At 59.7% G+C, this 457-nt stretch carries 1 protein-coding gene; it reads left to right on the plus strand.

Annotated elements, in window-relative coordinates:
* Window positions 1–438: methyl-accepting chemotaxis protein (locus ACYJRZ_RS31965; RefSeq protein ID WP_459465547.1), on the plus strand; the 438-nt coding region annotated here is incomplete at its 5' end.
* Window positions 439–457 lie beyond the last annotated feature (19 nt).

The raw sequence follows: 457 nt of genomic DNA on the forward strand, positions 1-457 counted from the left end.
ACGTCCAACGGTCATGTCAAGAACGGTGTTGCTCTCGTCGGCGAAACCGGCAAGGCTTTAGAGGAAATCGTCGGGCAGGTTGTCCATGTCGATAGCAACGTCGGGGCGATCGTAGACGCCTCCCGCGAGCAAGCGACAGGTCTGAAAGAAATCAATACGGCCGTCAACACGATGGACCAGGGCACGCAACAGAACGCTGCTATGGTCGAAGAGACATCTGCAGCCGCCCACGGTCTCGCCAAGGAGGCTGACGCCCTGTTCCAACTTCTGTCCCAATTCAATATCGGCGGGGTGCAATCCCAGCGTTCGACCCCGAGGGCTGCATCTGCCACATCTCGACCGGCTGGCAATCCGGTGCGTCAGATGACAGCCAAGGTCGCGCATGCGTTCCAGAGGAACGCCGCCGTTAAGGGCGGCGACAGCTGGGAGGAGTTCTGATGACGGGCTTGAGCACCAA

Source organism: Rhizobium sp. No.120, assembly GCF_054558365.1.